Raw genomic sequence first — 355 nt, forward strand, 5'->3', positions numbered from 1 at the left:
ATCACAGGCATTGTGTACCGCTCGCTGTCGTGGGAGGACTTCATCAAGTCCTGCGCCAAGGCCTGCAAGACCACCGGTGTCGTGCTGTTTCTGATCGGTATCTCCAACGCCTTTGGCTACTTCCTGGCGATGTACTCCGTGCCCGAACGCACGGGCGATCTGATGAGCAGTGTCACCCAAACGCCGTGGATGATCTTTCTGATGATCAACGTCGTGCTGTTCCTGCTAGGCACCTTCCTGGACATGGCCCCCACGTTGCTGATCTGCACGCCCATCTTTTTGCCAATTGCACAGAAGTTTGGTATGGACCCCTCGCAGTTTGGCGTGCTGATCCTCATCAACTGTGCCCTGGGCC

Annotated in this window: 1 protein-coding gene; it reads left to right on the plus strand. The window is 56.6% G+C overall.

What is annotated here, in order from left to right; translation table 11 throughout:
• Positions 1–355 (plus strand): TRAP transporter large permease subunit (locus tag AC1D1Y_RS27015; RefSeq protein ID WP_477685040.1); only part of this gene is annotated, 355 nt, incomplete at both ends.

The sequence above is a fragment of the Polaromonas sp. P1_G1 genome (genome assembly GCF_056405595.1).